The 21,969-nt window shown below is 60.4% G+C and carries 16 protein-coding genes and 1 pseudogene; 5 read left to right on the top strand and 12 right to left on the bottom strand.

The genetic code is table 11. From position 1 onward, the window contains the following. Positions 1 to 12 precede the first annotated feature (12 nt). From AC4BCN_RS24975 to AC4BCN_RS24955, 5 genes are all read right to left on the bottom strand, one after another. Complete coding sequence (locus tag AC4BCN_RS24975) at positions 13 to 546, bottom strand: dTDP-4-dehydrorhamnose 3,5-epimerase family protein (protein WP_338679639.1); 534 nt, start codon at positions 544 to 546, stop codon at positions 13 to 15. 8 nt (positions 547 to 554) lie between these two features. Beyond that, positions 555 to 1,880, bottom strand: coding sequence for a lipopolysaccharide biosynthesis protein RfbH (gene rfbH / locus AC4BCN_RS24970; RefSeq protein ID WP_338679638.1), 1,326 nt, complete (start codon positions 1,878 to 1,880; stop codon positions 555 to 557). Positions 1,881 to 1,898: 18 nt separating this feature from the next. Next, a complete protein-coding gene (rfbG, locus tag AC4BCN_RS24965; protein ID WP_072455201.1) occupies positions 1,899 to 2,966 on the bottom strand; it encodes a CDP-glucose 4,6-dehydratase in 1,068 nt (355 codons plus the stop codon). After that, positions 2,966 to 3,736, bottom strand: coding sequence for a glucose-1-phosphate cytidylyltransferase (gene rfbF / locus AC4BCN_RS24960; RefSeq protein ID WP_072455706.1), 771 nt, complete (start codon positions 3,734 to 3,736; stop codon positions 2,966 to 2,968). Before rfbF ends, rfbG begins: the two co-directional genes overlap by 1 nt. Positions 3,737 to 4,696: 960 nt before the next feature. Then, positions 4,697 to 5,596 (bottom strand): sulfurtransferase, encoded by a 900-nt coding sequence (locus AC4BCN_RS24955; RefSeq protein ID WP_490492007.1) that lies wholly within the window; start codon positions 5,594 to 5,596, stop codon positions 4,697 to 4,699. Positions 5,597 to 5,733: 137 nt separating this feature from the next. Between AC4BCN_RS24955 and dnaE the strand changes: the two genes are divergently transcribed. After that, positions 5,734 to 9,273, top strand: coding sequence for a DNA polymerase III subunit alpha (gene dnaE, locus AC4BCN_RS24950; protein WP_490492006.1), 3,540 nt, complete (start codon positions 5,734 to 5,736; stop codon positions 9,271 to 9,273). 63 nt (positions 9,274 to 9,336) lie between these two features. Here the strand turns inward: dnaE and AC4BCN_RS24945 are convergent, their stop codons facing one another. From AC4BCN_RS24945 to AC4BCN_RS24935, 3 genes are all read right to left on the bottom strand, one after another. Next, the gene (locus tag AC4BCN_RS24945) at positions 9,337 to 9,567 is read right to left on the bottom strand and encodes a DUF6139 family protein (RefSeq protein WP_034747058.1); all 231 of its coding nucleotides are present in this window, start codon (positions 9,565 to 9,567) and stop codon (positions 9,337 to 9,339) included. 117 nt (positions 9,568 to 9,684) lie between these two features. Next, positions 9,685 to 10,686: a VirK/YbjX family protein gene (locus AC4BCN_RS24940; RefSeq protein WP_490492005.1), complete on the bottom strand. Its 1,002-nt coding sequence runs from the start codon at positions 10,684 to 10,686 to the stop codon at positions 9,685 to 9,687. A gap of 142 nt (positions 10,687 to 10,828) precedes the next feature. Next, positions 10,829 to 11,650, bottom strand: a complete 822-nt coding sequence (locus tag AC4BCN_RS24935; protein ID WP_485881219.1) for a MipA/OmpV family protein — start codon at positions 11,648 to 11,650, stop codon at positions 10,829 to 10,831. A gap of 157 nt (positions 11,651 to 11,807) precedes the next feature. On the opposite strand from AC4BCN_RS24935, the gene AC4BCN_RS24930 reads away from it, so the two are divergent. From AC4BCN_RS24930 to AC4BCN_RS24915, 4 genes are all read left to right on the top strand, one after another. Further along, positions 11,808 to 12,494, top strand: coding sequence for a response regulator (locus AC4BCN_RS24930; protein ID WP_490492004.1), 687 nt, complete (start codon positions 11,808 to 11,810; stop codon positions 12,492 to 12,494). Continuing rightward, positions 12,491 to 13,879, top strand: coding sequence for an ATP-binding protein (locus tag AC4BCN_RS24925; protein WP_490492003.1), 1,389 nt, complete (start codon positions 12,491 to 12,493; stop codon positions 13,877 to 13,879). The genes AC4BCN_RS24930 and AC4BCN_RS24925 overlap by 4 nt, the downstream gene beginning before the upstream one ends. Positions 13,880 to 13,998: 119 nt before the next feature. After that, a complete protein-coding gene (locus tag AC4BCN_RS24920) occupies positions 13,999 to 15,594 on the top strand; it encodes an ATP-binding protein (protein WP_490492002.1) in 1,596 nt (531 codons plus the stop codon). Next, positions 15,581 to 16,192: a response regulator transcription factor gene (locus AC4BCN_RS24915; protein ID WP_189396615.1), complete on the top strand. Its 612-nt coding sequence runs from the start codon at positions 15,581 to 15,583 to the stop codon at positions 16,190 to 16,192. The genes AC4BCN_RS24920 and AC4BCN_RS24915 overlap by 14 nt, the downstream gene beginning before the upstream one ends. Before the next feature lie 15 nt (positions 16,193 to 16,207). Here AC4BCN_RS24915 and AC4BCN_RS24910 read toward each other — a convergent pair whose 3' ends face one another. From AC4BCN_RS24910 to AC4BCN_RS24895, 4 genes and pseudogenes are all read right to left on the bottom strand, one after another. Continuing rightward, the gene (locus AC4BCN_RS24910; protein ID WP_139091142.1) at positions 16,208 to 17,308 is read right to left on the bottom strand and encodes a glycosyltransferase family 9 protein; all 1,101 of its coding nucleotides are present in this window, start codon (positions 17,306 to 17,308) and stop codon (positions 16,208 to 16,210) included. A 35-nt stretch (positions 17,309 to 17,343) separates the two neighbouring features. After that, complete coding sequence (gene msbA / locus AC4BCN_RS24905) at positions 17,344 to 19,077, bottom strand: lipid A export permease/ATP-binding protein MsbA (protein WP_139091141.1); 1,734 nt, start codon at positions 19,075 to 19,077, stop codon at positions 17,344 to 17,346. A 50-nt stretch (positions 19,078 to 19,127) separates the two neighbouring features. Further along, complete coding sequence (locus AC4BCN_RS24900) at positions 19,128 to 20,339, bottom strand: O-antigen ligase family protein (protein WP_490492001.1); 1,212 nt, start codon at positions 20,337 to 20,339, stop codon at positions 19,128 to 19,130. Between the two features lie 252 nt (positions 20,340 to 20,591). Continuing rightward, positions 20,592 to 21,830: pseudogene (locus AC4BCN_RS24895) on the bottom strand (malic enzyme-like NAD(P)-binding protein); the annotation flags it as partial. Positions 21,831 to 21,969: the final 139 nt, after the last annotated feature.

Below are 21,969 nucleotides of genomic sequence, written 5' to 3'. Positions count from 1 at the left end.
GAAGATATCCTATTAAAACGGAGAAATGAAATCGGCAAAGACGCTGTGTTGTTCATCGCGCACGGACAGGACCGGTGCCGTCACTTGCCAATCGAACCCGAAGCTGTCCCAATGTATGCCGCAGTCGGCAGACGGGGTGTGCACCGTGCTGGTCTTGTACAACATCAACGCTTCGTCTGTCAGCGCGACAAAACCATGGGCTATTCCCTTTGGAATAAAGACCATCAGGCCGTTTTCTCCAGACAGGTCCACAGAAGCCACTTTGCCGTAACTTGGTCCTTTTCGCAGGTCTAACAGTACATCGCGGACGGCACCGCGAGTACAGTAAACCAGCTTGTCATGATCGTGGGGTGGCAGCTGAAAATGCATGCCGCGAATTACGTCCTTGCGTGAAATAGAATAGAACTCCTCTTGTATATCCAGATTTGCGCCTAAATTTTTGCAGATGCCTTCATGATAGGTTTTAACAAAGGTACCTCGCGCATCTTCAAAGCGGCTAGGTTCAAGTAGAAAACAGGCGGGAAGGAGTTCTTTTACTAGTTTCATAATGTAATTTAGAAATTCACACCAAAGAATTCTTCAATCTTGCTGATCGAGAAGTCCATCATTTCCTTGGTCAGGCCAGGGAAGACGCCAATCCACAACGTGTCATGCATGATACGGTCGGTATTCGTCAGCTCGCCCGAGACGCGGTAGTTACGCCCGATCATGTACGGTTGGCGCGTCAAGTTGCCGGCAAACAACAAACGCGTACCGATCTTGTTTTGGTCCAGGAATGTCAGCAGGCTGACACGGTCGACGTTTGCTTCCGGACGGAGGGTGATGGGGAAACCGAACCACGATGGGTCCGAGTTCGGCGTCGCTTCCGGTAAGATCAGGAATTCCGCACAGCTTTGCAGGCCGTTTTTCATGTAGTGGAAATTGTCCTTGCGCGCCTGCACGAAGCCGGCCGCGCGGTCCATCTGTGCCAGGCCACAAGCGGCCTGCATGTCCGTGATTTTTAGGTTGTAACCGAGGTGGCTGTAGGTGTACTTGTGGTCGTAGCCGTCTGGCAGGGTACCGAGCTTGCAGCAGAAACGCTGGCCGCAGGTATTGTCCTTGCCCGGCGCACAATAGCAGTCGCGGCCCCAGTCGCGGAATGACTCGGCAATCGCTTTCAGTTCCGGATTGTTGGTAAACACCGCGCCGCCTTCGCCCATGGTGATGTGGTGCGCAGGGTAGAAGCTCATGGTGCCGATATCGCCAAAGGTGCCGCACATCTGGCCGTTGTAGGTGGCGCCCAGGGCGTCGCAGCAATCTTCCACTAGCCACAGATTGTATTTCTTGCACAGCGCGACGATGACTTCCAAGTTGAATGGATTGCCCAGGGTATGGGCCAGCATGATGGCCTTGGTCTTGTCCGTGATGGCCGCTTCAATTTTCGAGGCATCGATGTTATAGGTGCCCAGCTCGACGTCGACGAAGACGGGCACGGCGCCAAATTGCAAGATCGGGTTGACGGTGGTCGGGAAACCCGCCGCCACACCGATGACTTCGTCACCTGGCTGAATGGCACGCGCGCCCAGTTTTGGCGAGGTCAGCGCCGAAAAGGCCACCAGGTTGGCCGATGAGCCAGAATTGACGGTGATCAGGAATTCGACGCCGATGAACTTGGCCAGGCGTTTTTCAAATTCGTCATTGAAGCGACCGGTGGTTAGCCAGGCGTCGAGCGAGGCTTCGACCATCAGGCCCATTTCAGGCGCACCGACTACTTTGCCGGCCGGTGGAATCACCGTCACGCCCGGTTCGAATGGTTTCGGTACGCTGGCCAGTGCGCCGTATTGCGCTACCAGGGCAGCGATCTGTTCGCGGATTTGTTGTTGGGTCAGTTGTTCGCTCATGATACAGCCTTCAATTTGTTAAGTATTTTGATAAGTCGTGATTTGCGCCAGCGTCATTGCACGCATGTCGGCGCCCTGGTCGCAGGCTTTATGCCATTCGACGATGTTGGCGATGGTCTGGCCGATATCCCAACGCGGATGCCAGCCCAGCTGGCCGCGCGCCTTGGAACAATCGAGCTTCAGATAGGTAGCTTCGTGTGGATGGTCCTGGCCATCGAGCGACCAGGAGGCGCCGGCGCCCCACTCCTGCGTCATGCGCTCGATGATCCATTCGACGGGCTTGGCATCGGTATCGTGCGGGCCGAAGTTCCAGCCCTCGGCATGCACGGGGCCTTCCGTGTACAGTTTTTCCGCCAGCGTCAGATAACCGCTCAGCGGCTCGAGCACGTGTTGCCACGGACGGATGGCGTGAGGATTGCGGATCATCACCGGCTCGCCGGCGCCAATGGCGCGCAGCATGTCGGGAATCAATCGATCCAGCGCCCAGTCGCCACCACCGATGACGTTGCCGGCGCGGCCGCTGCCCAGGGCAATGCCGTGCTCGGCGTATTTGTCCGCATGGAAGAAGGAACTGCGATAGCCAGCCGTGACGAGTTCGGCGCAGCCCTTGCTGTTGCTGTAGGGATCGTAGCCGCCCATCGCTTCGTTTTCACGGTAGCCCCAGGGCCACTCGCGGTTTTCGTAACACTTGTCGCTGGTGACATTGACCACCGCGCGCACGCCAGGCGTGGCGCGCACGGCTTCAAGCACATTCACCACGCCCATGACGTTGGTGGCATACGTTTCCACCGGGTTCACGTACGAGTAGCGCACCAGTGGCTGTGCCGCCATGTGAATCACGATGTCCGGGCGCGCGATCGCCATGGCGCGCTTGACGGCTTCACCATCGCGCACGTCGCCGATGATCGATTGCATGCCGTGCGCGACATTGGCGACCTCAAACAGGCTGGGCGTGGTGGGCGCTTCCAGCGCGTAACCGGTCACGTCGGCGCCAAGCTGTTGCAGCCACAGGCTCAGCCAGCCACCCTTGAAGCCGGTATGGCCGGTGAGGAAAACGCGCTTCCCTTGCCAGAATGCGGGATTCATCAAACCGCCTTCCAGGGCGCCTTGCCCGATTGCCACAGCTCTTCCAGATGCACCTTGTCGCGCAAGGTATCCATCGGTTGCCAGAATCCGTGATGGAAGTAGGCATCGAGCTGGCCTTCTTGGGCGAGGCGCTCCAATGGCTGCTTTTCCCACACGGTGCTGTCCTCGGCAATATAGTCGATGACTTGCGGCGACAGCACGAAATAGCCGCCGTTGATCCAGGCGCCATCGCCCTGTGGTTTTTCCTGGAAACTGTTGATCTTGTTGCCATCCAGATTCAGCGCGCCAAAACGGCCTGGCGGCTGGGTCGCGGTCAAGGTGGCGAGTTTGCCGTGCGCTTTGTGGAAGGCGATCGATTCGGTAATATTAACATCGCTCACGCCATCGCCGTAGGTGAAGCAGAACGCCTCTTCGCCTTCCAGGTAGGGCTGAACGCGCTTCAGGCGCCCGCCGGTCATGGTTTCGTCGCCGGTATCGACCAGCGTAACCTTCCAGGGCTCAGCGTTGCGCGCATGCACTTCCATCTGATTATTCTCCATATCGAACGTCACGTCCGACGTGTGCAGGAAATAATTGGCGAAATATTCCTTGATGACATAGCCTTTGTAGCCGCAGCAAATCACAAAATCGTTGATGCCGTGGCTTGAATAACTTTTCATGATGTGCCACAAAATTGGCTTGCCACCGATTTCAATCATGGGCTTAGGTTTGGTGTGGGTCTCTTCTGAGATCCGGGTGCCGAGGCCACCCGCAAGAATGACTGCTTTCATTTTTATTATTCCTGTTGAACGAAGTAAATTTGCCTGCTTTATCGAGTTGCAGGCTAGCGCCCGTACAATTGACCGGCCAGCGTGCCTGGCGGAAAAGTATAAGTTCGGTGTGTAGGTCAGGCAACACGCCACCATGTCCGCTCATGTCCCTGCCTTCCCGCATCGCTCAATTTGATGCATTGGTCCTGCCATCATCCTGCAATGTGCGTAAGCGTGGCGCCCCTGAAGGCGTCGCGATAACAGGCGATTGTCTGCGTCTACCCGAGTGCTGTCCAGTGCCCAATCATGTGCCATGTAACTCTTCTGGTCCACGGCCTGCTCGTGTAGCCTTCTTTTTTCTTGTGGAAATTCTAGCAACGTGAGCATCACGAAACTGGTTGCTAAATAGCCAGATTGACTGAACGCCTGCTGTGCAACTTTTCTGCGTAAGCGTGCTTATCACATCAATTACAGATTCATCGTTCTGTGCAAGCCGATTCAGCATGAAGTGAAATCACAAAATAATAAACTTCGACGCGCCTGTTACCAAAATCATCTAAAATTTCCTGTGAGAAAAATACAATTAGCTCTTGATTATAATTCAGAATACATGGAATTGCCATGTATGCATTGCTTCAACGGGCGCCGCCCGGTTACAGGCTGATCGGAGAGAATACGAAATAAAGCACGAAATAATACCTGATATTAAAAAATATCCAAACGGCAATTATTATGGTGGAGACGAACAGTGTTTATTAAAATCCCAAGTAAATCCAATGTTGTTACATTTGCTTGCGTTTGAAGCGAGAGCAGGACGAGTATCTGGTGGAATATCTAACGATGTTGAAAAATCCACTATTTAATCATCGCGTGGGAGACATTGCAGTGCGCTCACTGCAATGTCTTGGAGCCCCAAGGCATGCGTGTTGCGCCTTTGTGGTCAACAAGTCACGCATCCCTTCGCCATGATTTGTGTTCACGTTACTCGGCGATTTTCTTACCGTAGCAATGCGGGCAAGACACCTCATACACATATTCCGGCGCCAGTTGCTGGCGCGGCGTGACGACGGCGCGGCAGACGAAGCACTGCACGGTTTCCGTCGGTTCCAGTTTTGGGTTCAGGGCCGTGCGGTAGTCGAACACGAAGCAGTCGCCCGTGTAGTGCTCGCCGCCCACTTCCTCGAAATACTTGAGGATGCCGCCGTCGAGCTGGTACACGCTGTCGTAGCCGATTTCCTTCATGTGGATGGCGGCCTTTTCGCAGCGGATGCCGCCCGTGCAGAAAGTGACGACGGTTTTGCCTTCCAGCTCGTCCTTGTGGGCGGCGGCCACGGCAGGGAATTCCGTAAACTTGTCGATCCGATAATCGAGCGTGTTGTTGAACGTACCCACGTCCACTTCAAAGGCGTTGCGTGTTTCCATCATGACCACGGGTTTGCCTGCATCGTCGACGCCGGCATCTAACCAGCGCTTGAGCGTGTGCGCGTCGACGGACGGGGCGCGGCCCAGTTCCGGCTTGATCAGCGGCATGCGCATGGTGATGATTTCTTTTTTCAGCTTGACCAGCATGCGCTTGTGCGATTGCTCGTTAGACAAGCTTTCTTTCCGTTCCAGATCGGCCAGACGCGCGTCGCTGCGCACCCAGGCGAGGAAGCTGTCGATATGCTCGCGCGTGCCCGACAGGAACATATTGATGCCTTCCGGCGTCAGCAGGATCGTACCCTTCAGTTCCAGCGCCAGGCATTGCTCCTGATACAAGGGACGCATGGCTTCCGTATCGTCGAGCGTGATGAATTTATACGCGGCGATATTGACAAACGTGGCGGCCAGCGGGCTGGCGGCGGCGGAAACGGCGGGTGTTGCTGGGGTGATGGCTTGCATGATGGCGATCGGCTTAGACTGAACAGCCGATATTATAAGCCCGACAGGCCAGGCAGGATACCCGGTCCGTACGCGCGACGCGGTAGAATAGACCCCATTGAATTTTGCACGAAACGGTACACAGGATGGAAATGGTAATGCAAGAGGCCGGCGCTCCGGCAGGTTCACAGCAAGCGATGCAGCCCGGTCCTGCCTTCGTCCATTTGCGCGTGCACTCGGAGTACTCGATCGTCGATGGCCTGGTGCGCATCGACGACGTGGTCAAGGCCGCGGCGAAGGACAAGCAGGTGGCGCTGGCCGTCACCGACCTGTCGAACCTGTTTGGCATGGTCAAGTTCTACAAGGAAGCGCGCGGCAAGGGCATCAAGCCCATCGTCGGCGTCGACGTGTGGATCACGAATGACGACAACCGCGAAAAACCGTCGCGCTTGCTGTTGCTGGCGAAAAACCGCATGGGCTATCTGCAGCTGTGCGAACTGCTGTCGACGGCCTGGCTGACGAACCAGTACAAGGGCCGCGCCGAGCTGCGCATCGAGTGGCTGCAGGCGCTGGCGACGAATACCTACGATCTGTACCCGGGCGAAAGCGCGGCCAATGGCTTGATCGTGCTGTCGGGCGCGCACTTCGGCGATGTCGGTACGGCCATCGAAAATGGCAACCTGGCCCTGGCCGAGCGCAATGCACAGCGCTGGGCCGAGATTTTCCCCGGCCATTTCTATATCGAAATCCAGCGCGGCGGCCAGGCCAACCAGGAAGCGCAGGTGCGCCATGCGGTGGCGCTGGCGGCCAAGCTGGGCTTGCCCGTGGTGGCCACGCATCCCGTGCAATTCATTTCCCCTGAAGAATTTATTGCCCACGAAGCCCGCACCTGTATCGCTGAAGGCGAAATGCTGGCCAACGCCAAGCGCGTGAAACGGTTTAACGACAGCCAGCGCTTCCTGTCGCAGGCCGACATGGGGGAACTGTTCGCCGACTTGCCGGCCGCGCTGGCTAATTCCGTGGAAATCGCCAAGCGCTGCAATCTGACCTTGACCCTGGGCAAGCCGCAGCTGCCGAATTTCCCCACGCCGGACGGCATGACGATCGACCAGTTCCTCGTCGCCGAATCGCAGGCGGGCCTGGAAAAACGCCTGATCCAGCTGTATCCCGATCCCGAGCGCCGCGAGAAAGAGCGTCCGCGCTACGAGTCGCGCCTGAAGTTCGAGACGGATACGATTTGCAACATGAAATTCCCCGGCTACTTCCTCATCGTGGCCGAGTTTATCCAGTGGGCCAAGGAAAACGGCGTGCCCGTCGGACCGGGCCGCGGTTCGGGTGCGGGTTCGCTGGTCGCGTATTCGCTGCTCATTACCGACCTCGACCCATTGCAGTACAACCTGCTGTTCGAGCGCTTTTTGAATCCCGAACGCGTTTCGATGCCCGACTTCGATATCGACTTTTGCCAGGAAGGGCGCGACAGAGTCATCCAGCACGTCAAGGATTTGTATGGCAAGGAGGCGGTCTCGCAGATCGCCACCTTCGGTACCATGGCGGCCAAGGGCGCGATCCGCGACGTGGGCCGCGTGATGGACTTCGGCTACAACTTCTGCGACGGCATCTCGAAGCTGATCCCGTTCAAGCCCGGCAAACCCGTGTCGATCGCCGACGCCATCGAGGAAGAACCGCTGCTCAAGGAGCGCCTGGAAAACGAGGAAGAGGTCAAGCAGCTGCTGGACCTGGCGCAGCAGGTCGAAGGCATCACGCGCAATATCGGCATGCACGCGGGGGGGGTCTTGATTGCTCCGGGCAAGCTGACGGATTTCTGCCCGCTGTACACGCAGGGCGGCGATTCGGGCGTCGTGTCGCAGTACGACAAGGATGACGTGGAAGCCGTCGGCCTCGTGAAGTTCGACTTCTTGGGTCTGACCACGCTGACCATCCTCGACCGCGCCGTGCGCTACATCAAGCAGCTCGATCCGGCGCAGGCGAACTTCGACCTGGCGACCTTGCCGCTGAACGACAAGCCGTCGTACGACTTGCTGACCAAGGCCAAGACCGTGGCCGTGTTCCAGCTCGAGTCGCGCGGCATGCAGGGCATGCTGAAAGATGCGCGTCCCGACCGCTTCGAAGACATTATCGCGCTCGTGGCTTTGTACCGTCCGGGTCCGATGGACCTGATTCCCGACTTTTGCAAGCGCAAGCACGGCGAACGCTTCGATTATCCCGATCCGCGCACGGAATCGATTCTGTCCGAAACCTACGGCATCATGGTGTATCAGGAGCAGGTGATGCAGATGGCGCAGATCGTCGGCGGCTACTCGCTGGGCGGCGCCGACATGCTGCGCCGCGCCATGGGTAAGAAGAAGGCCGAAGAGATGGCCGAGCACCGCGAGATCTTCCGCGCCGGTGCGGCGAAAGATGGCTTGACGGCGGAAAAGGCCGACGAGATTTTCGACTTGATGGAAAAGTTCGCCGGCTACGGTTTCAACAAATCGCACGCTGCCGCCTACGCCTTGCTGTCGTACCACACGGCTTACCTGAAGGCGCACCACACGGCCGCCTTCATGGCCGCCAACTTGTCGCTGGCCATGGACGACACGGACAAGATCAAGATCCTGGTGGAAGACTCGCTGGAAATCTGCAAGCTGACCTTGTTGCCGCCGGACATCAACGAATCCGATTACCGTTTCACGCCGAGCGGCGCGCCGCCATCCGTGAGCGGCAAGAAAGTCACGCAGATCCGCTATGGCCTGGGCGCCGTGAAAGGCTCGGGCCAGAACGCCATCGAAGCCATCATCGCCGCGCGCGAGGCGGGCGGGCCGTTCACGAGCCTGTTCGATTTCTGCAAGCGCGTGGATAAAAAACAGATCAACCGCCGCACCATCGAGTCGCTGATCCGCAGCGGCGCCTTCGACTGCCTGAAGGTCGACCGCGCCATCCTGCTCGCATCGGTGGCCTTCGCCATGGAATGCGCCGACCAGGCCGCCAAGGCGGCCAACCAGGTGAGCCTGTTCGGCGGCGACGACAGCGACATGGTGGCGCCGCCCGAGTACGTCAAGGTACCCGTGTGGACCGATAAACAGCGATTGACGGAAGAAAAGATCGCGCTGGGCTTCTACCTGTCCGGCCACCTGTTCGATTCGTATGCGCCCGAGGCGCGCCGTTTTGCGCGCACGAAATTGTCGGAACTGTCGCCGTCGCGCGAACCGCGCATGATGGCCGGCGTCATCACGGGCTTGCGCACGCAGATGACGCAACGGGGCAAGATCCTCATCGTCACCCTGGACGACAAGAGCGGCACGGTGGAAGTGACGGTGTATGGCGAATTATTTGACTCCAACCGGAAAATCTTCAAGGAAGATGAATTCCTGGCCGTCGTGGGCAAGGTATCGGAAGACCGTTTTTCGGGCGGCTTGCGTATCACGGCCGAGAGCGCCTTCGACATCATCGCCGCGCGCGTGCAGTATGGCCGCCAGCTGGGCCTGACCTTGCCGGCCACCCTGGACGCCAAGCGCATCCGTGACGTGATCATGCCGCACCGGGCCGAGACGGGATTGCCGATCGCCGCGCGGGTCAGCCCGCAAGGCGTGAGTTGCGTGCTGCAGTTTGGTGATGAGTGGAAAGTGGCGCCATCGGATGAGTTGCAGATGGCGCTTGAGCAAATGCTGGGCGCACAAGAGGTGGCGGTCGAATACTGACCGGCACCGTCTGGCGCAGACAACAAAGCCAAACCGCAGACATGCTGGTTTGGCTTTTTTCGTTTACATGTCTTTCAGGCCCGTAATCGCATAGCCTTTGGCGGCGATCTGCTGGTGCGGCTGTTCGATATGGTAGTCGGGCAAGATTTCGGCATCGTCGGCCACTTCGCTGGCGCGTGTTTCGAGCTGCCAGTCGGTATTGGTCACTTCTTCCGGAATGAGCTTTCCTTCCGGCACGGCGAGGTAGGAAAAAATGCCGTCGTGCTCGGCCCGGCGGTAGATGTCTACGCGCATGAATGCCTCCTAGTAAGCGTTGGGGGAACCGGCGCACCGCAGTGCATGCCGATAGCGCTAGCGTAACAGGATTGTGCCATGCACGGGTTGTAGCGTGTGCCGCAGGAGAGGGGACGCTCAGGCGATGGCGGAAGCGTAGTCGTCGTCTTCGCCGAGCATGACCGATTGCCGCACCTCGCCGGCGGCGGCCGCAGCACCTGCGGTGGCGGCTTGCAGCGGGCTGCGATGGGCGTCGAGGCCGCTGCGCAGGCAGGCGATCATGGCCAGTGTCAGTTCGTGGCGCTTGCGTGCTTCCGAGCGTTTCTTGGAAGGAATTTCCTGCAGCGCCGGCAAGGCCAGGTTTTCGCACGCCAACTCAAAATCGCCATCCTGGCGCACTTGCGCGCCCAGTTCTTGCCATAGCGAATTGTAGTCGGCGAACAGACGGCCTTTCTTGGCGGAGTGGTGCACGGCGCGGTTGATATTGCCGACAAGAAGCATCTTGCGGCAGCCGTGTTCGTACCCCAGCTGGCGCACCAGGCGCACCATCAGGGTCTTCGGACGCATGCCGTGCAAGTCGCGCGTTGCCTCGCGCACGCGGTGCGCGCTGTCCTCGCCCTTCGGGCCTTGCAGGCAGCCGATACGCATGCCCAGGGTGGCGCGCAGCTGGCTGCCGAAGAAGGAAAAGGCGATCGAATACAGCACATCGTCGTCATCCATCAGTTGCAGCACCATCTCGCCTTCGCGGTCCATCGGATGCAGCGAACACAGTTGCAAATGGTAGGGCGCGCCCGACTTGCCCGCCACCGTGCCCAGGCATACGGGGCCGTGCGCCGCTTGGCCCATCAGCTTGCCCCAGCCTTGCTGCAAGATGAAATGGTAGTGCTCGGCCAGCAACTCTACGCGCTGCTGGCAATTCAAGGTCAGGCTCAGGTAAGGGCGGTAGACCTTGTGGATCATGTGTGGATAGGCCTGCACCAGGTCATGAAATACCGGATGCGAGTTCAGCAGTTGCAGCCAGAGGCGAGTCTGGCGCTGCTGCACGCGGGCGCGCAGATGCAGCTTGAGCATTTCGCGCCAGCGGCGCATGCCGCTCGGCATCGCCATCAAGCCGTCAGACAGGGTAATGGTTGGCATCATTGTGGCGTGGAGTTACAAGGCAAGGCGTGCTGCATGCATGGAAGGGATGGTCATAGTCGGAAAAGCATGTCATCTTATGCACGCCATCTCCTCCTGTAAATTGGCGAAACAGCGTACGGGTTCCCCTTATGCCAGCCTTGTTTTAATAGCGGTAGGTGACGTACACGGCGCCGATCGGCGAGGTCTTGCGCTGCACGATGGGGCTCTTGGCCGCGTCGCCCAGGCGGCTCTCGACGCCGACCAGGGTATTGATGCCCCAGCGCGCATCGAAGCGGTGCTCCCAGTTGACGGTGGCTTGCGCTTCATAGAAACCGGCCTTGGGCGTGTATTGCTTGAACGAGGTGTTCGCGGCCTGGGTGGCCGTCACGCCATACATGGTCTGCACGTATTTGCGCTCGCCCCAGCCCAGCTGGCCACCGATGGTCACGCTGTCCTTCTGCATGCCTTTGGCATCGGACCTGCCGTAGACCTGGCCCGTCGCTTCGAAATGCACGTTCGCACCGTTTTCGCGGTTCGACAGGGGAATGTCGCTCGACACGCTCAGCGACAGGCCCGGCAATGGCGAATAGCCAGCGCTGAGCAGGGCGCTGGCGTTGCCCTTGACTTCGCCCATGCCCTTCAGGTAATCGCTGCCGCCCCAGCCGTTGGCGCCATTGCGCTTGTGGTCTTCGCGGTTGCCGCGGTAGCCCAAGGCAGCGCTATAGCTGAAGGGGCCGGCCTCGCCGCCATAGCCGATGCCGCGCGAAGTGCTGAAGAACAGGCCATTGGCCATGGCGTAATCGAGGATGATCAGCGGCGAGGCCGACAGCTTGTCGGCGCCGGAATAGCTGGACACGGCGGCGACACCGCCGCCGATGGTGAAGACATTTTCCGCAGCCGGTTCGGCCGCCGCGGCAGCCAGGGGATTCAAGCTCAGGCCGCAAGCCAGTGCCAGCGAGGTCAACAAGGTTGTAGATGCGTGCATGGAGTTTTCCGTCAGGTGGAGAACCGAGTCCGGAGTGGCTCGATTGACTGCCGACAGTATCTGCCCTTGCCATGAAGGAAAAATGAGCCTTTTATTAAGATTGCATGAAGAGCGCTTCTTTACCCTTTCTTCAGCTTGCGGTGGTTTAATACTCACCATGAAGATACTGCTGATTGAAGACGATATGGACCTGGGCAATGGCGTGCGGATCGCCTTGCGCGACCAGGGCATGCAAGTGGTCTGGGTGCGCAGCCTCGAGGATGCGGCGCGCAGCATCGAGCACGACAGTTGCGAGCTGGTGCTGCTGGACCTGGGCTTGCCCGATGGCGATGGCCTCGATTTGCTGGCCCGCTTGCGCACGGCCCGTCTGCCCGTGCTGATCCTCAGCGCCCGCGACACGCTGGAACAGCGCTTGCGGGGCCTGGACGGCGGCGCTGATGACTACCTGGTCAAGCCCTTCGTGCTGGCCGAGCTGCTGTCGCGCGTGCGCGCCCTGGCGCGCCGCAGCTATGGTTTCGACGGCGACACCATCGAGTTGCGCGGCCTGCTGCTGCAAGTGCCCACGCGCCGTGTCAGCGTGCACGGCCGGCCGGTGGAGCTCACGGCCAGTGAATATGCGCTGCTGAAGACCTTGCTGATGCGCGCCAACCGGGTCATCACGCGCCGCGTGCTGGAAGAGCACATCTTGCCCGGCGGGTTGGCCAATGCCAGCAATACCCTCGATGTGCACATGGGCAACCTGCGCCGCAAGATAGGGGAAGGGTATATCCGCACCGTGCGCGGCGTCGGCTATGTCATCGACCAGCAGGGCGAACCGTCCACCGCGCCGGGTACTGGCGCATGATGGGGCGTTTCTGGGCCATGCTGCGCCGGCCTACCCTGGTACGCCGCCTGATGATGGCGCAAATGCTGATGCTGACCATGGTGTGGAGCCTGGCCGTGGCGTATGTGCTGGTCGAGGGGGCGGACGAAGCGAGCGACGTGAGCCGCGGCGTCCTGCACGCCATTATCAGCGTGGCCGATAACCTGGCCGAGCAGCCGCAGCGCCAGGAACAAAGCTTGCGCGCCATCGACGAAGCCTTGCGCGAGGAGTTTGAAACGGGACAGGTGCCGGAACTGGCGCCGCGCATCCTGGTCTGGCGCGAAGGCAAGCTGGTCTACAAGTCGCCCGATGCGCCCAGCGGTATCCGCAGCGCCGGCCCGGAGCAGATGGAAGTGGTGTACATCAAGGGCCAGGCTTGGCGCAGCCGCAGCCTGGACGAGGGCAATACGCGCGTGACGGTGCTGGAAGCGGGAGGCGCCTGGCAATTGTTCATCACGATCAATTCACGCGGTTACTACCTGCTGCCGTTGCTGATCAGCCTGCCGTTCCTGCTGGTGCCGGCCTGGCTGTCGATCCGCCTTGCCATGCGACCGTGGCGCAAGCTGGCGCAGGAGGTGGCGGCGCGCGGGCCGCAGGATTTGCGTCCGCTGGCGTTCAAGCCGCCGCATGGCGAACTGGCTGCACTGGTCGACAATATCAATGCACTGCTGCAGCGGGTCGACGCCAGCGCCGCGCGCGAACGCAGCTTCATCGCCGATGCCACGCATGAGCTGCGCACGCCATTGGCTGCCATGCGCGTGAATGTCGAGGCTTTGCAGGGCCAGGTACATGATGCGCGCGAACAAGAACTGCTGGACGGTATCTTGAACAGCGGCAACCGGGCTGCGCGCCTGGTGGGCCAGCTGCTGCAGCTGACGCGCAGCGAAGTGCAGGCGGGCGCGGGCGAGTTGCCGCGGCGGCAGGCGCTCGACACCTTGCTGCAAGACCGCCTGGCGGCCCTGTCCGGCCTGGCCCAGGCCGGCGATATCGAGCTTGAATTGCAAGCCAGCGTCTCGCTCAGCGTGCCGGGACAGCGCGAGAGTCTCGTTTCGTTGATCGACAACCTGGTGGAAAACGCCATCAAGTACAGCCCGCGCGGCAGCAGCGTGACAGTGTCGCTGCATGCGGAGCGGGGCCAGGCCGTGTTGCATGTGGCCGACCAGGGACCGGGCATCGCGCCGGCGCTGTATGAGCGCGTGTTCGACCGCTTTTTCCGCGCGCCGCAGCAGGTGCAGCCAGGCAGTGGCCTGGGCTTGTCCATCGTCGCTTCCGTCGTGCGCCAGCATGGCGGCACGATTCAGCTGCACAGCGGTAACGGCGGCCTGGGCTTGCTGGTGGAGGTGCGCTTGCCCTTGGCCGTGGTCTGACCGCGCTGGCAGGTCTTGCGGTATTGCATGAAAATTATGTCATGTGCATATAACGCAAGATGACATGGCGTGGCGCACGCTTGCGATGCATAATGCGGGACAGTTAAAAAAACACCGTTATGCGTCCATTCCTGTCCCGCTACCTGCCGTATCCCGCCTTTGTCGGCCTGTATCTGCTGTTTGACTGGGCCACGTATATCGACCCGATGTACGGGCTGAACATTACCCCGTGGAATCCCGATCCCGCGCTGGGCCTCGTGTTTTGGCTGATCCATGGCCGCAAGGCGGCGCTGCCATGGTTCATCGCCCTGGTGGCCGGCGAGGTGCTGGTGCGCGGCATGCCGGCGGGCCTGCCCCTGACCTTGCTCTGTTCGGCGTGGCTGGTGCTCGGCTATGGTGGTATCGGCGCAGTCCTGCGCCGCAGTTTCAGCAGCAGCGACATCTTCGACAACCGGCGCCGCCTGAGCGCCTGGGTTCTCATCGTGCTGCTGGGCACCGCGCTCAATGCGCTCGGCTACATTTCCCTGCTGTCGCTCACGGGGCGCATACCGGCCGGCGAATGGGGCACGGCCGTCTGGCGTTTCGGCATCGGCGACACGGTCGGCATGCTGGTGTCGATGCCGCTGATCTGGGTGCTGTTCAGCGAGCGCGGGCGCGAGCGCCTGCATACCGCCGTCTGGCGCTGGGAAACCCTGGCGTACCTGGCCCTGGCCAGCTTCGTGCTGTGGAGCCTCTTCGGTTCCATCGTGCGTTCCGAATACAAGCATTTCTATTTCCTGTTTCTTCCCGTCATTTGGGCCGCCTCGCGCCAGGGCTTGCACGGCGCCATGCTGGCCGTATTTGTATTGCAGCTATGCATCATCACCTTGGTGAAATGGACGCATGCCGTCGATATTCAGTTCTATGAACTGCAACTGCTCGACGCCGTGCTGGCGCTGGTGGGCTTTTTTATCGGCATCGTCGTCGATGAAATGCGGCAAGTGGCCGATGAGCTGAAGCACACGCTGCGCCTGGCGGCCGCCGGCGAAATGGCGGCCGCCTTGGCGCACGAGCTGAACCAGCCGCTGACGGCCTTGTCGACCTATGGCAAGGCGTGTGAATACCTGCTGGAACGGGGCGAGAGCGGCGTCTTGCTGCAAGGCGCCATCGGACACATGATCGTCGAATCGGGACGCGCCGCGGACGTGGTGCGCCGCCTGCGCGACTTTTTCCGCACGGGCGCGATGCAGCTCGAGGCGGTGCGGGCGAGTGAGCTGATCGAGGGCCTGGCACGCCAGTTCACGCCGCTGTTCCACGAGCATGGCATCGAGCTGGCGCTGGCGCCGCCGTCGCCGCTGGCCGTCAACGCGGACCGCCTGCAGATCGAGCTGGTACTGCGTAACCTGCTGGCCAATGCACAGGATGCGGTGATGGGCCAGCCGCGCGGCCAGCGCCGGATCACGGTCTCGGCCGAGCCGCTCGAGGGCGGCCGGCTGCGCCTGTCCGTGGAAGATAGCGGCCCCGGCATTTCCAACAGCTTGGCCGCACGCCTGTTCGAACCGTTCGTCTCGACCAAGGCCAGCGGCCTGGGGCTGGGGTTGGTGCTCAGCCGCAGTATCGTCGAAGCGCATGGCGGCCAGCTCTGGGCCGAAGTGGGCAAGCATGGCATGTTTCGTTTTATCCTGCCCCTGGCGCACGCCGGTGCAGGCGCTACGGGAGAGTATGGTGACAAGTAATTTGACGGTGTTTATCGTGGACGACGATCCCGCCGTGCGCGATGCGCTGGGTTTGCTGTTGGGCATACGCGGCTACCGCACGGCCCTGTTTTCCTGCGGCGAGGATTTCCTGCACAGCTGGCGGCCCGAGTGGGCCGGCTGTCTGCTGATCGATATCCGCATGTCGGGCATGGATGGCCTGAGCCTGCAGCGCTGCTTGCTGGAGCGCAAATGCCTGCTGCCGATCATCATCATTACGGGGCACGGCGACGTGGCGCTGGCACGCCAGGCATTCAAGGCGCAAGCCAGCGATTTCCTGGAAAAACCATTTGATCACGACAAGCTGCTGGCCGCCATCGATGAAGCGTTTTCGCGCGAGGCGCATGCGCGCTGCCAGTTGCAGCGCCAGGTGGACGGGCTGGCCTTGCTGCGCGCCTTGACGCCGCGCGAGCGCGAAGTGATGCAGTTGGTGGTGACGGGCCAGCACAACCGCGATATCGCCCCGGCGCTGGGCATTTCCGTGCGCACGGTGGAAGTGCACAAGGCGCGCCTGATGGACAAGCTGGGCGTCGATAATGTGGCCGACCTGGTGCGCATCAGCATGCTGGCCACCGGCTAGCGGATGAAGCGTTCTCTAGGCGATGGTCTGCAATACCTGATCGCTTGAAATCGCCTTGACCCAGTCGCTGCGCCGCGCCACCGTGATGACGGTGCTGTTGGCGCTGTCGAAGGGGGCCCATTCCGGATTCTTCTTGCGCATCAATGCCACCACGGGCACATGCACGGCGTTCGCCAGATGCATGATTGATGTTTCCACCGAAATAATCAGGTCGCATTGCGCCAGCATGGCCGGCAGCTGGAAAAAGTTGTCGACGGCACTGAAGGCTTGCGTACGCGGCAAGTTATGCGCCTGGACGACGGCATTCACCTTGGCCAGTTCCTGCGGCATGGCATTGATCAGGAAGCAGGCATGCTGCCATTTCGGCATCGCTTGCATGCGCGTGATCAGCTCGGCAATGCGCTCCAGGGGCCAGCCGCGCTTGTGCGACTTGGCAAACGGGTTCAATAGCACGAGCGGCCCCTGGCGCGGGGCAAAGCCCCAGGCGGCCAACTGCTCCTGCGCCTGCTGCAATGCATGTTCGGGAATGTGCACGAAGGGATAGCGTTCGGCCACGGGAATGTCGAGTCCCGTCAATTGATGGAACCAGTCCGCATACACGCTGCTGATATGGTGCTCGCCGGCATCCTGTCCCGCATACGAGGCCAGCACGGCATCGATCTTGCGGTAGGCCAGGTAATGCCAGGGGCGTAGCGGGCTGAATGGCTTGCGCGTGCCGATCACCAGTCCGTGCGGGCTGATTGCGCGGGCAAGGTCCGCATATTGCTGCGGCCGTACGTGGGCAAGCGACACGACGACAGGATAGTGCTCGGCCTTGGCTTCGCGCAGTGACTCTTCGTACAGTGCGGGGCTATAGGTCTTGCGGTACACCTTGGAAAACAGGCCCGATTGTTCCACCCAGTCGTACAGCGAATAGGTGCGCAAGCTTTCCCATTGTTTGGCGTCGGATGTGCGGCGTACTTCGTCCACCCACAGGTGGATCTGGATATGCGGGTAGGCCGCGGCAAAGGCGCGGAAACCGTTTTGCAGGTAGGTGAAGTCTCCCAGCGCCAGATGGGCGATGAAAAGAATTTTGTCCGACTTTTGTAGAAGTTCGGCGGGAATCAAGGGCGTCATGTATCAGTACGATTTCAGGTATTCATTCGGTGGTGTCATAGCACTTGCTGGGAAAATTGCAGGCGATGGAGGTTGGCATACGCGCCGTTGGCATCCAATAATTGCTGGTGACTGCCGGTTTCCATTATTTTCCCATGTGACAATACCACGATACGGTCCGCACGTTCAATTGTTGATAGCCGATGAGCAATAACTAAGGTGGTTTTCCCTTGCATCAGGTGCTCGAGTGCCGCTTGCACGGCCCGTTCCGCCTCCGTATCCAGTGCCGAGGTGGCTTCATCGAGGATCAGGATGGGCGCATCCTTGTAGATCGCGCGGGCGATGGCCACGCGCTGGCGCTGGCCGCCGGACAGGCGCGAACCGTTATCGCCCAGGCGCGTTTCCAGGCCGTCGGGCAAGCCGTCGATGACGTCCGACAGGAAGGCGGCTGCGGCGGCCGCTTCGATGCGCTGCCGGTCCGGGGCCGCATCGCCATACGCGATATTGGCGGCCAGGGTATCGTCGAACAGCACCACCTGCTGGCTGACCATGGCGATCTGGCTGCGCAGGCTGGTCAAGGCGATGGCATCGATATTCTGTCCATCGAGCAAGATTTCACCGCTGCTGGCCGAGTAAAAGCCGGGCAGCAGGCTGACCAGGGTCGATTTGCCGCCGCCGGACATGCCGACAAAGGCGACCGTTTGCCCTGGCGCGATGCTCAGGTCGATGTGCTGCAGGGCCGGCTCCGGATGTCCGGGGTAGGCAAAGCTCACGTCCCTGAACTCGATGCAGCCTTTGCTGCGGCCAGCGAGCGGCTTGCCGCCCGTGCGTTCCGGCGTCTTGTCGATCAGCAAAAAGACTTCCTCCGCGGCGGCCATGCCGCGCTGCAGGGGACCGTTGACTTCGGCCAATTGCTTCAAGGGCGTCAGCAGCATCAGCATGGCCGTGATGAAGGAAACAAAGCCACCGACCGTGATCTGACCCTGCTCCGACTGGAACAGGGCCATCACGATGACCAGGGCCACGGCGGCGGCCGTGATCACCTGCGTGATGGGCACGGTCGCGGAAAAGGTCGTCGTCATGCGCATGCTGTAGCGGCGCAATTGTTCGGCGCGTTCTTCGAAGCGGGCTTTCTCGTAGGCCTGGCCGCCGAAGATCTTGATCACTTGCTGCGCGCGCGTGGTTTCCTCGATGACCTGGGTCAGTTCGGCATTGACGGCCAGCGAGTCGCGGTTGAGTTTTTTCAGGCGCTTGCCCGTGGTGCGCACGACGATGGTCAGCACGGGCAGCAGCACCAGGGTGACCAGGGTCAGTGCCCAGTTCAGGTACAGCAGCCACGCCAGCAGGCCCAGCACGGTCAGCGAGGAGCGCACGATCGAGGTAAACACCTTGGTCACCATCTCGATGATCTGCTGCACTTCAAACATGATTGAGTTGATGACTTTGCCCACCGTGTGCGTGTTGTAGAAGTCGATGGGCAAGTTCAGCATGCTGGCAAACATCCGGCGCCGCAATTCGTTGAGGATGCGCGTGGAGACATAGCTCATCAGGTAGCTGCTGGCAAACGTCGAGGCGCCGCGGATGGCAAAGATACCGATGACGATCAGTGGCACCAGCCAGAAGGAAAAACTCACCTTGCCGCCAAAACCATTGTCGAGCAGCAACTTGAGCGCATACGGCAGCAGCGGTTCCGTGCCCGCTGTGACGACCATCGCCAGCAGGGCCAGGGCCAGGTGTTTCTTATAGGGCGCGTGCAGCGCGGTGAGGCGCTTCAGGTCGGGCGTCAGCATCGGTACGATTCCTTGCAGGGGCAGCAAAAACAGTCAGGCGAAAAACGAGCTCAGGCGGTGCGTTCTTGCTGGCGCAACAGAGCCCACAATATCACCATCGGGAAGACCAGCATGATGATGCCGATATTCAAGGTTAGCGAGCTCGTCGTCAGGCCAAAAATCATATAGCAGCTGCACAGTATCACGCCTGCCAGCGCAGAACGGTCGGGCGCGACGGGGCCGTGACGCAGGGCGCACGCAAACAGAGTCAGCGGTACCAGGAAAAGCGCCAGCAATGCCGCCAAGCCAATGATGCCGCGTTTGACGAGTGCGTCGAGGTAGTCATTATGGGCGTTGGTATAATGCAACACGATTTCGCTCATTTTTCCTTTTGTTGACAGCTCTTTCTTTGCATCTAAATAGCCGTTACGTCCCATGCCGAGCCATATATGGTCCTCCGATAAAGTTAGTGCGGTACGCCACATTTCCAGCCTTTGGCCGACGGATGTGCTGACGTTGTCACTCCCTTCAAATTTTTTCAAATCTTCTACGGCATCTGTCGTTCGCTCAAGTACAGGTGAATTGGGCACTGCATAGGACAATACAGCCACGGCCAGTAGCACTGCCAGCAGTCCAGTCATATAGCGCTTGCCGCGTGTTCTCGCATAGTGGACGACAAATATGCATCCGCAGACTGGCATGGCAATCCAGCCACCGCGGCTGCCGCTCAGAATGGAACCGGAGATTCCGGCCAGGCAACCGGCCAGCAACAGGACAATCCATGCCAGCCGCTGGCGCTGCGCGCAGGCCCATTCCAGGCCGCATAGCGACAACAATCCCAACAGCACGCTGACATTGCCGTAGTGAATGGGATTGCTGGTTGCCGCTTGCGGGCGGAATGGGCGATTTGGGTCGAACTGTGTGAAGGCCAGCGCTGCGCCGGCGATCGCACCGATGGCCAAGCCGCCCCACCAGGCCGCCGGCCGCGGCGGATAGGCGAGCAGCAGCAGCAGCACGGGCACGGCCAGCAGTGCCCGCAGGGGCATGTCGAGTTCGCGTGCCGGATCGCCGTGATACAGCATATTGGCGGTAAAGATGGCGAAGTACAGCAGCAGGGTACCGAGTATCAGATAATCGCGGCGTTGCAGGTTCAGGCGGGGGCGTTTCCACAGCAGCCAGCTGCTGGCCAGCAGAAGAACCAGCGCGCCAAGGGAGTATCCGCTGTTGACAGCCAGCGCCAATGCCGAAAAGAGAAAAACACAAACAGAGGTCAGGCCGAGCATGAATATCCTTGGTAACGCACGTGTCGCCATGATGGCAACTGTAGCAACATAAAGTAGGCGTCATTGTAATCGAAGGTGGCTGCAAAAACGCCTGTACGGAATTGACTCTTCGACAACTATGTAGACGGTCTCAAGGAGGAGAATGTAAAAAACCATGGTTTTTAGCCATGGTTTTTTTGTAAGCAATGGTAACTTGCTGTTATTTTGCCAAGGCCGCAAGGCCTGTCATGCGTCTCAGGCGGTGGCTGGCACGCGCGTGGCGACGCCGGTGGCGATGGCCGCTTGCGATACGGCAGGCGCGACCCAGCTGCGCAGACGCTCGTCGAACGGCGACGGTATCAGTTGCAGCGGGCTCAAGGCGCTGCTCTCGTGGCCCGGCAGCGGCTCCTTGGCCAGCGCGGCAATGGCGCGCACGCAGGCCAGCTTCATTTCTTCGTTGATGGTGGTGGCGCCCACGTCGAGCGCACCGCGGAAGATGTAGGGGAAGCACAGCACGTTGTTGATCTGGTTCGGGTAATCCGAGCGGCCCGTGGCGACGATGGCGTCGTCACGCACGGCATGCACTTTTTCCGGGGCGATTTCCGGATGCGGATTGGCCAGGGCAAAGATCAAGGGCTTGGCGGCCATCGATTCAACCATCTGTGCGCTGACCACGCCGCCCTTCGAGACGCCGATGAAAATGTCGGCGCCGACCATGGCATCGGCCAGGTCGCGGTCGCTCGTGTCGTTCGCGTAGCGCGCCTTGTTCTCTTCCATGTTGGCATCGCGGCCCGGGTAGATCACGCCCTGGCTGTCGCACACTTTCAGCAGCGACTTGTTCAGGCCCAGCGAGACGAGCAAGTCCAGGCAGGCGATCGAGGCCGCGCCCGCGCCCGAGACGGCCACCTTGACGTTACCGATATCCTTGCCCACCAGTTCCAGGCCGTTCAGGATGCCGGCCGCGACGATGATGGCCGTGCCGTGCTGGTCGTCGTGGAAGACGGGAATGTTCATGCGCTTGCGCAATTGCTGTTCGATGTAGAAGCAGTCGGGCGCCTTGATGTCTTCCAGGTTGATGCCGCCGAAGGTCGGCTCCATGCGCACGACGGTGTCGATGAACAAGTCGGGGTCGTTCTCGGCCAGTTCGATGTCGAATACATCGACGTCGGCGAACTGCTTGAACAGGCAAGCCTTGCCTTCCATGACCGGTTTGCTGGCCAGCGGGCCGATATCGCCCAGGCCCAGCACGGCCGTGCCGTTGGTGATCACTGCCACCAGGTTGCTGCGCGACGTGTAAATGCCGGCCGTGCGCGGATCTTCCACGATGGCTTCGCAGGCAAACGCCACGCCCGGCGAGTACGCCAGGGTCAGGGCGCGGGCGTCGCCCAGCGGTTTGGTGGGCGTGACGGAAATCTTGCCCGCGCGGGGTTCCGCGTGATAGGCGAGGGCGGCTTCTTTCAGGTTGAAGGTCTCGCCGTTCTGTTCGGCGTGCTTGCTGTGCGAAGTAGACATAGGAATTCTGGGAAGGGCATGCATGGCCCGAGTGGTAAGTCCGAGCCATGGTATGCAAGCGTTTGCACGCTGTCAAGGCTGGATTGTACTTAAGCGTAACAAAACCGCTTTGGGCAGCGGCATTATTTCAATGCAAGCG

It is taken from the genome of Janthinobacterium sp. Bl 1 (assembly GCF_058215535.1).
The sequence above is the reverse complement of the archived record's forward strand: the minus strand, read 5'-3'. Positions and strand labels throughout refer to the sequence as shown.